Genomic DNA, 2,651 nt, shown 5'->3' on the forward strand with positions numbered 1-2,651 from the left:
TAAAAGACATAATTAATTAAAATTATAATTTGCTATTAGTATCTTTTTAAAAATATTTATAATTATTTTAATAGGTTATGCAAGAAGTCTAATGTTTTAATATTTAAGTTCAGAACTTTTCCTTTAATTTTAATAAATCAGTCCAAAATGTTAGTGGAATTCACAAATATTGCCAATTAAAATCTTGCTTTTCTCGTTGAAAACTAGTATAGTAAAAAATATATTATTAGAAAAGCCCAAAAATGGAAAATATAACAAACAACGAAACAATATTAAAACTAAATAATAATAAAATTTGAATATTAAAAAATAATATTAAAACTTTAACTAAAAGTTGACGGTTTTGATTTAAAATAATAATTGGTCTTTTACCAATTATTTCAATTATTGTTTTTACTAGTGTTAGTTTATCATTGACATTATGGTCTAAACATCATGGAATATTTCCCAAAAGTTGAGTACCAAAGTATGAAACAAAATTAGCAGAGTTACAAAGTTGATCAGATATTAGTATTAGTTTTATGGTTATTTTTCGAAACCTAACCTTATATACCTCATATTCAACATTGCTTTTTTCTGCTTTCTTCCTTAATTCTGCGTTTAATACGTTAAAAGAAGGAAAAGGGCGATATGATAATAGTAAAGTAGGATTATTAACAATGGTAGTTATTTGCTTTACGTTATTCTTTTATAATCTTTCTTTACCAATTACTGGTGATTTTAAAAGTTGATTACCAATTCAATGAATGAGTATGTTTTTGCAACATTCTTTAATTCCGCTATTAGGTGTGATTTATTATTTTGTTTTTTATCAACATCATGATTTAAGTTATAACAAAATAACTATGTTACGTTGATGAGGTTATAGTTTAGCAACAATTTTAGGTTATTTCTTGGTGTCTACTATTTTTGGTTATATTTTAAAAGTAACTCATAATTGAAAACCATGACCAGATATGTCATTCTCGGGTTATTTCCCATATGATTTTATGGAATTTACAAATCCAAAAGCTAGTTATACAAATGGTAAAGTTCCGATGGCTGTCCAAACAATTGTTGTTTACACAACCTTTGCCGTAATTATTAGTGGCTGTTACTTTGGGTTCTATTTTGCACAAAATAAAATTAGTAGTAAACAAACAAACCAGTTACAAAAACAATTAAATTTAGCAAAATAAAAAGTAGTTTCAAACTACTTTTTACCTTTTTTATACTTTTTACTAGTTTATTTATTTTGATAATAAATCATGCTTATTAGGTAATGATTCTGAATTTGGCAGTGTTTCTTCCGTTGGATTATTGTCCTTTTTCAATAATTCTGGACGGCAATTTTTGTAACTTAATTTGACATGTTTTTTAACGGGGTCAAAATCAAGAACTTCTACTTCAACATTGTCACCAACATTAACAAATTCTTGAATATTTCGAACAAAGAAATCAGAAAATTCACTAATATGAATTAAACCAGCTGCGTCTTTTAATTCACAAAAAGCACCGAACGGCGTGATATTTGTTATTTTAACAATAACATTGCTTTTTTTATCATACATAATATTTTTTTCTCCTTTTCATAACATTATTATATTATTAAAATGCTAAAAATGATTTGCTATTTTAAAAATTTTGTTAAATTTTTTAAATTATCAAAAATTATCATTTTCAACAGTTTCTAGCAATATTATTAATTAGTTTAGAGAATAAAATATGATAAAATAAAACGAGAAAGGAACGATAATCATGGCAAATAAAGTATTAGTAATTTATGGAACGGTTAGTCCTGATGAAAAATCATATTCAAAAGCTTTAGCAGCTCGTTTTCTTAAATATTATCAAGCAGCAAATGCAAACGATGAAATTATTCGTTTAGATTTAAACGAAACCCCAATGGCCCTTAAAACACTTACGTGTGATAATTTTGGCACTTATTTTAATGCAGAGGATGCTGATGTTTATATTAATCAATTAAAAGAAGTGCAAAAAGTTATTGTTGTATGTCCAATGAACAACTTTAATGTTTCTGGCTTAATGAAAAATTACTTAGATCATGTGTTAGTTGCAGATAAAACATTTTCATATAAATATGCAAAAAAAGGTGATGCAATAGGGTTATTACCACATTTAAAAGTACAAATTTTAACAACCCAAGGAGCTCCTTTTGGTTGATATCCATGGGGAAATCACACCGAATACTTAAAAGGAACATGAGAATTTGTTGGTGCTACTGTTAATAAACCAATTCTTGTTGCAGGAACGAAAGTTGCTCCAACCAATACCCTAAGTCCAGATGAGTTAATTGACCAATATGATGAAGAAATTCAAAAAGTTGTTAAAACATTTTAATTAACAAAAATAATAAAAACTCAACAGATGTTGAGTTTTTATTTGCTTATTAGTGTTTGTACTAATAAATTATGATAAAATTAATAAATATATGATTTTAAAATTAATTTTAAAATAAATTACTTTAATTATTATTTATGAAATAATAATTAAAAATAATATTGAAAGAAAATTGCAATGAAAAGAATCGAATTTATTAATAATTTAAAAGTTATTGCTAATGAATATGCAGATTTTAAAGCAGAATTAGATGAAAAATATAAAATATACCAAGAAGTTATCTCAAATGATAATAATCTAAAAGAAATAAT

3 protein-coding genes are annotated in these 2,651 nt (G+C 25.0%); 2 read left to right on the forward strand and 1 reads right to left on the reverse strand.

Going from position 1 to position 2,651, the window contains the following annotated elements; genetic code table 4:
• Positions 1–242 precede the first annotated feature (242 nt).
• On the forward strand, positions 243–1,178 hold the full coding sequence (locus EHU54_RS05290; protein WP_400249333.1) for a hypothetical protein: 936 nt from the start codon (positions 243–245) through the stop codon (positions 1,176–1,178).
• Positions 1,179–1,229: 51 nt separating this feature from the next.
• Here EHU54_RS05290 and EHU54_RS05295 read toward each other — a convergent pair whose 3' ends face one another.
• Positions 1,230–1,550, reverse strand: coding sequence for a S1 RNA-binding domain-containing protein (locus tag EHU54_RS05295; RefSeq protein ID WP_400249334.1), 321 nt, complete (start codon positions 1,548–1,550; stop codon positions 1,230–1,232).
• Positions 1,551–1,737: 187 nt separating this feature from the next.
• Here EHU54_RS05295 and EHU54_RS05300 point away from each other — a divergent pair, with 187 nt between their 5' ends.
• Positions 1,738–2,340: an FMN-dependent NADH-azoreductase gene (locus EHU54_RS05300; protein ID WP_400249335.1), complete on the forward strand. Its 603-nt coding sequence runs from the start codon at positions 1,738–1,740 to the stop codon at positions 2,338–2,340.
• Positions 2,341–2,651 lie beyond the last annotated feature (311 nt).

It is taken from the genome of Spiroplasma sp. ald, assembly GCF_044714355.1.
GTDB lineage: Bacteria > Bacillota_I > Bacilli_A > Mycoplasmatales > Mycoplasmataceae > Spiroplasma > Spiroplasma phoeniceum.